The sequence below is a fragment of the Bacteroidales bacterium genome (genome assembly GCA_013141385.1).
Taxonomy (GTDB): Bacteria; Bacteroidota; Bacteroidia; order Bacteroidales; family Tenuifilaceae; genus UBA8529.
Window position 1 is genome coordinate 81112 of the sequence record JABFRB010000005.1, and the last position, 6378, is coordinate 87489.

A 6378-nucleotide genomic window follows, 5' to 3' on the forward strand; every position below is an offset into this window, starting at 1 on the left:
CTTAATTCAAACTGAAGAAAATAAAATCATTCATTAATGAATCTATTACTTGTTTGTCCCAGTGTTCACAAAGACAATACTAAACGTATAAAACCTTTTTGGTTACCACCTTTGAATTTGGCTATAATAGCCGGTTTGACTCCAAGTAATTGGGATATAACACTTGTTGACGAGAATGTTGAAGATGTTGATTTTACAAAACACTACGATCTTGTTGGAATCAGTTCCATGACAGCTAATTCTCGACGGGCATATGAAATAGCAGATACATTCAGAAGGAACAAGATTCCCGTAGTATTTGGAGGTTCTCATGCAAGTGTTTGTTCAGAGGAGGTCGGTGAGCATGCTGATTGTGTCGTTATTGGTGAAGCAGAACCTGTTTGGAATAATCTCTTGAATGATCTGGCAAATAATAGTTTGAAAAAAATATACAAAGCAGATTTAAAAGTAAGTACGAATACTTTTGGCAAACCAAGAAGGGAACTTTACAACAAAGAAAACTACTTAAGTATTAACACAATACAAACGTCAAAAGGTTGTCCGTATAAATGTTCTTTCTGCAGTATTGCTTCTCGATTTGAGGGAAAATATGGAATGAAACCTTTAGCTGATGTAATAAGTGAAGTTGAAGAATTAGCTGATAAAAGCATGCCCATTTTCTTTGTTGATGATAATTTCTTGGTGAATAGAACAAGAAGCAAAAAACTATTAACAGAATTAAAAAGACTAAAAATAACATGGTGGAGTCAGGCTGATATTACAATAATGAATGATCCTGATATGCTTGATTTAATGAGAGAAAGCGGTTGTATAAAGGTTGTAGTAGGATTTGAAAGCATATCAGTTGGTAGTATTGAAGCTATAAATAAAAATCAAAACAAAATAGAGGATTATGTTAATTTCGTAAAAACCCTACGCAATCATGGAATTCTAGTTAATTCAAGTTTTGCTTTTGGTACTGATTATGATAATGAAAATGTATTTATAGATACTTTTAACTTCCTGAAGGATAACGAGATAATTTTTGCAACATTTAATATTCTTACTCCTTTGCCAGGAACCCAACTATTTCTTCAATTAAAAAATGAAAATCGATTGACAGATTTAAACTGGGATAATTATGATATGGGTCATACAGTGTTTCAAACGAAAAACATAAACGAACAAAAAGTTAAAGAAGGCTACGATTGGATTTGTCACGAATTCTATAGTTTTCAAGAAATAAGTAAACGTGTATCAACTTTGAGAAATAGCCCTTTTGAATATGACCAAAGATTAATCATGGGTTGGAATTTAGGCTATAAAAGACTTCTTGACACATTCGGGGTATTTATGTAACTATTATTACAATGTGTAATAAATACAATCAGTAATTGCTAACATTTAAAATAGCTATTGATTATAGCAATTTTTATAATCAACCATTTTTCATTATTTCAATTTACTAACACTCTAAAAACTAAAAACATGGAAACAAAAGAAGAAATCAACAAAAAAGTTAAGGAAATTATTATCGAAAGACTAAATCTTGACATGAAACCAGAAGATATAGAAAATGACTCACCTATATTCTTAGGCTCTGAAGTAAGCGGTGGAAAAAAGGGTTTGGGTCTTGACTCTATTGATGCATTAGAATTAGTAGTAGGATTAAACAACTCTTTCAGTATTACAATTACTGACTCTGACATGTACATTTTTGAAAACGTAAATAAAATTGTTGATTTCATTCAACAGAATACAAACAAATAGAAAATATCAATTACTGGATAATCCCTTAACTCATCTGAATATTAATTTAGATGAGCATAAGGGAGATACCCAGTTATCTTTTTTGCATTATGGTTCGTAGTCTAAATGATTTTGCCAGAAAACATTCATTTGCCGGAACTTTTAACAAAGTAGGTTTGTATCGTGATGTACTCCATTTTTATAATCACGAATGCAGTTTACCTTTTGTATATGGTATATCCGGGCTTTTTGGTTTCTCTTATTATTCCATAAAGAATAATTTTGGATCAACCGAAAATAGTAAACAAAACAATGATTTATATCCTGACTTTAAACTCCCTCCTTTTTATACATCAGGAGACTATTTTTTTGGTTTTAATAATGCACTCCGCGCAACAAATGTATGGTGCCAGAGGGGTGCAAAAATTGATAAATTAGAATTTTTCGAACTTATCAAAACCTATATAAATGAAGGAAGACCTATTGCTATTGATGTTGAACAAACAAGTTGGTTTAAGTTGACAAAATTAGCAACGGTTTCCGATGATGCATATAAGTCAGAATTTTTAAGTTATGAGAATTTTTTGTTGAATACAACTTATAAAATTGGTGATTATAGCATCTTTTGCATTGGATATGACGATCAGGAATCTACTTTTCAAATACTTGACACACACACCTCTCAACCAATAACAATTAGTTTTGAAGATTTATACACCTGTACAAATCAGCATGACACATTTTGCCCACCAGCCAATAAATGGTATGTTTTTTATGTTCCCCCAGAACTTCCTGAAAAAAGAAATATGGTTTCATTTTCCATATCAAATACTATCAATTTAATGACTAATCCTCTTAAAACAGATAATTCATTGTTTTTTGGAATCAAAGGTCTTGAATTATTTTCTGCGGAACTAAAAAACACATATAACTCTTTCGAGAAAGAAGATATAGATAGGCTTACCTCCTATTTGCTTTATTCCAGTTGCTCGTTAAACTCTATTCATGATTACAACAGATTAATGTTTTCTGAGTTCTTGAATGAATCTGCCAAACTGCTAAATAATAAGAAATTGGAAAACGTTGGTAAAGAGTATAAAAATTTATCAGCTAATTGGAATGATTTTTTTTCAATTTTAGGTAATAAAGATTATTCAAAAGAAAATAATAGAACTAATGCGTTTTCAATTCTTGATAAGATAATTGAAAAAGAAAAAAGCACAATAAATTTATTACAGGAATCACTTTAAAGTTTTATAAATCAAATGGCTGAAGCACTAATAAGAAATATAATTCCTGGTTATCAACACAAACTTGGTTCACATTGCTCATCACTACAAATGAGTAATATTCTCAGATATAATGGGCTTGAGGTATCAGAAGAATTGTGCTTTGGTATTGGAGCCGGCTTGGGTTTTATTTACAGAAAAGCCTTTAATCCACCACTTTACTTTATTCTTGGGCGTAGTGATGAATTGGAAGAAAAAATTTGTTACCATCTGGGGGGGATTGCAGTTCCTTATAAAACAGATGATAATCAAAAGGCATACGAAGGGGTAATTAAACTATTAGACAAACAACAACCAGTGTTGGTAAATATTGATGCCTCTCATTTTCAATATATGCGCGATCGATTTAATTTGTTCGATAATGTTCGTTATGGCGGTCATAGAGTAACAATAGTGGGATATGAAATTGGGCAAACAAAAGCATCTTCATATTTTTATTTATCAGATTATGTTTGGGGCGATTTGCAAAAAGTTAGTTTCGAGGAAATGGAATTGGCTAGAGCCTGCGATGGTGCTCAAACACCACCAAACAATCTGTTTTACACATTTATTTTCCCAGAGAAATTTATTTCAGTTGAAAATGCCATAAAAAAAGGAATTCATCTAAATGTTCAGACCATGCTAAAACCATGGTTTCCTGTTTTTGGGATTCCTGGATTAGAGAAATTTTGCACTCGTATTCTTACATGGAACAGCACAATGAAAGAAGACCTATTAAGGAAAAACCTTAATATGACATATATGATGATGGAAGTAGTTGGAACAGGCGGGGGAAATTTCAGGCGTTTATTTGCAAGATTTTTAAGAGAGTCATCCGTTTATTTAAAAGATGATTCACTAATGCCTATATTCAAAACATACAGAAGATTAGGCGATTGCTGGAAAGAGATTGCATATCTTATTCATGAAAGTGCTGAAAATATTGAAGGTGGACTTTGGAAAAATCCAACTCAAACTCAATTGCTTTTAGATGAAATTCTTGAAAAAGAAAAGTTGGGTATTCAGAGTTTAAAAGATTTTTTAAATGAATAATTTTGATGTTATTGTTTTAGGAACATCCCTCGATGGACTTGCCACTGCTGCCTTATGTTCCAAGCATGGCCTAAAAACAGCTATCATTGGGTATAAAAACAGTATCCAAAACGACTTTGAGGATATCGCTGATGCTATCCCATACAAATGGGACGCTGGAATTGGAGTTTTTTCGCAAATTCTTAAAATCCTAGAAATTAAAAATGATATTCATTTTACAGAACCTGAATATATTGATGAAATACATTTAGAAAATTTTACAATTGCCCGCAAATTTGGTTGGATTAATTATCAACTTCAACTTGCTGAACTTTTCCCCTTAGAAAAAGATAATATCCAAACATTCTTTTCCGAAGTTTATGACATTGGGCAAGAATGGCTTCTTTTGCTGCAAACAGGCTCTATTTTCTCAGTTAAAAAAATGATGAAATACAGAGACACATTATATTCCGATTTTGTTCAACAACATTTCAGCAATCCAACGCTAGTTAATTTATTAAATGCCGATATACCCAGAACAAATGTTACACTTCCTGTTATGGCAGGATATATTTCAACGCAGGTTTTTGATTGCCATATAATTAAACACAACTACGCAGATTTATTCTCTATATTTACTCAATACCTTGAAAAATCTAATGTCAGCATACTCCGTGATGAAGATATTTTTGAAATATTACGAAACGAAACGGATAATAATTTCATTTTAAAAACTAAAAAATCGACTATTTTTTCCAGCAGTTGGTTAATAAGTACTTTTGATGAGAACAATACTTATAAAACATATTTTCCTGAAATAAACACGAATAAAGTAGATATAAAATCATACGATCCAATATGTCTAATAACTGCAAAAATAAAAGTAGACAAAACATATAATCAAACTCTTCCTATACTATTTTATTCCTCCAAATCTCCTATAGAAACACTTCATAGTCTTGAAAATGGAGAGCGTAACAACTCCTTAAAAATTAGAATATTTTCTAATAATGAAAATATATTTATTCAAGGTGAATTTCCTCCTGAATATGATGAAGTCGAAAGTAGAAAATCAATTATAGAAATAGCCAAAAACAAATTCAATATCCCAATTCAATCGAATAACCAAATCACATGGTTTTCTGCTGATGATATAGAACGGTATTTTGGATATTCCAAAGGGTTTACATATAGATGGGCATTTCGTAAAAATGAAACATCTATGAATCCTTTTTCACATACAACTGAAATTAAAAACTTGCTAACAACTGGACATTGGGGTACAGCGTGGTTTACTGCCGCAATAACAGCGAGTAGATATGTAAAACAAAACCTAAAAGTATTTTAAAATGAGCACTAACACCGAGAATTCAAAAGTAATTAATGCAAAAGAGATAAATCAGATACTTCGACAAAAATTTCCATTTATCCAAATAGATAGGGTACTCGAAATAGAGCATGGAGTTAGAACAAAAGTATTAAAAAACATCACTTTAACAGAACCTTGTTTTCAAGGCCATTTCCCTGAAGATCCAATCTTTCCAGGCGTATTAATAATTGAAGCAATGGCTCAAGCTGGAGGGTTCATCTTTGCAAAAGAAGGTATTAAGCAAAAGGGCTTTATTGCAGCTGTAGATAAAGTTAAATTTTTAAAAACTGTTATACCGGGCGATTCTTTGATAATTGATTGCAAATTTTTAGTTGCAATACAAGATATATCTAGAGTTTCCTGCGAAGTTTTTGTAGAAAACGAAATGGTTGCAAAGGGTGAAATTACTTATAAGTTTGAAACTGCATAAATGAATATCAATGAAGTTGAGATCCATGTCCGCTTTAATGAGATGGATGAAATGGGGATTGTACATAACAGCGTATATTATATATGGTTTGAAATAGCCCGATATAATTTCGCAATGAAGGCACTTGGTATCCAGTATCAGGATCTTAAGGACATGGGGGTTCTTGTGCCAGTTATACATTCAGAATGCCAGTATAAAATACCGGCCAGATATCCAGACATATTAAAAGTTTCTTGTTTCCTTGAACCAACTGAGAAAGCAATGCTTATCCTACATTATAGGATTGTACGTTTAAATACAAACGAATTGATTGCTGTAGGAAAAACAATGAATGTGTTTACAGATATGAATGGCCGCCTCAGGTTAACACTTCCTGACTTTGTACGAAGTGCCATTAAAAAAACGGAAAGTGATAGTGAATTACTAATGCGAATTAAGGGTTGAAACTACTTTACTAATAATTTAGTTAAATATTTGAAAATCAATAAAATAACATCAGAAATATTTGTTTAAAACCCTGGAAATCATTATCTTAAGCGATTAATCTCACT

7 protein-coding genes are annotated in these 6378 nt (G+C 31.6%); all 7 read left to right on the plus strand.

Translation table 11 applies throughout. The features are described from left to right. The first annotated feature begins 36 nt into the window (after positions 1-36). The 7 genes from HOO91_04135 (at position 37) to HOO91_04165 (ending at position 6271) form a co-directional block, all read left to right on the plus strand. Positions 37-1338: a B12-binding domain-containing radical SAM protein gene (locus tag HOO91_04135; GenBank protein ID NOU16727.1), complete on the plus strand. Its 1302-nt coding sequence runs from the start codon at positions 37-39 to the stop codon at positions 1336-1338. 129 nt (positions 1339-1467) lie between these two features. Then, complete coding sequence (locus HOO91_04140; protein NOU16728.1) at positions 1468-1749, plus strand: acyl carrier protein; 282 nt, start codon at positions 1468-1470, stop codon at positions 1747-1749. Between the two features lie 89 nt (positions 1750-1838). Next, positions 1839-2978, plus strand: a complete 1140-nt coding sequence (locus HOO91_04145) for a DUF4872 domain-containing protein (GenBank protein ID NOU16729.1) — start codon at positions 1839-1841, stop codon at positions 2976-2978. A gap of 15 nt (positions 2979-2993) precedes the next feature. After that, positions 2994-4049, plus strand: coding sequence for a BtrH N-terminal domain-containing protein (locus HOO91_04150; GenBank protein ID NOU16730.1), 1056 nt, complete (start codon positions 2994-2996; stop codon positions 4047-4049). Next, entirely contained in the window at positions 4042-5376 is a 1335-nt protein-coding gene (locus tag HOO91_04155; protein ID NOU16731.1) for a hypothetical protein, read from the plus strand. The genes HOO91_04150 and HOO91_04155 overlap by 8 nt, the downstream gene beginning before the upstream one ends. A gap of 1 nt (position 5377) precedes the next feature. Beyond that, a complete protein-coding gene (gene fabZ, locus HOO91_04160; protein ID NOU16732.1) occupies positions 5378-5827 on the plus strand; it encodes a 3-hydroxyacyl-ACP dehydratase FabZ in 450 nt (149 codons plus the stop codon). Further along, entirely contained in the window at positions 5828-6271 is a 444-nt protein-coding gene (locus HOO91_04165; protein ID NOU16733.1) for an acyl-CoA thioesterase, read from the plus strand. The last annotated feature ends 107 nt before the right edge of the window (positions 6272-6378 follow it).

Bases quoted from the DNA above. Each gene is read 5' to 3' on its own strand.
- HOO91_04145 (NOU16729.1), top strand. From the start codon at position 1,839: ATGGTTCGTAGTCTAAATGATTTTGCCAGAAAACATTCATTTGCCGGA.
- HOO91_04155 (NOU16731.1), top strand. From the start codon at position 4,042: ATGAATAATTTTGATGTTATTGTTTTAGGAACATCCCTCGATGGACTT.
- HOO91_04150 (NOU16730.1), top strand. From the start codon at position 2,994: ATGGCTGAAGCACTAATAAGAAATATAATTCCTGGTTATCAACACAAA.
- HOO91_04135 (NOU16727.1), top strand. From the start codon at position 37: ATGAATCTATTACTTGTTTGTCCCAGTGTTCACAAAGACAATACTAAA.
- HOO91_04140 (NOU16728.1), top strand. From the start codon at position 1,468: ATGGAAACAAAAGAAGAAATCAACAAAAAAGTTAAGGAAATTATTATC.
- fabZ (NOU16732.1), top strand. From the start codon at position 5,378: ATGAGCACTAACACCGAGAATTCAAAAGTAATTAATGCAAAAGAGATA.
- HOO91_04165 (NOU16733.1), top strand. From the start codon at position 5,828: ATGAATATCAATGAAGTTGAGATCCATGTCCGCTTTAATGAGATGGAT.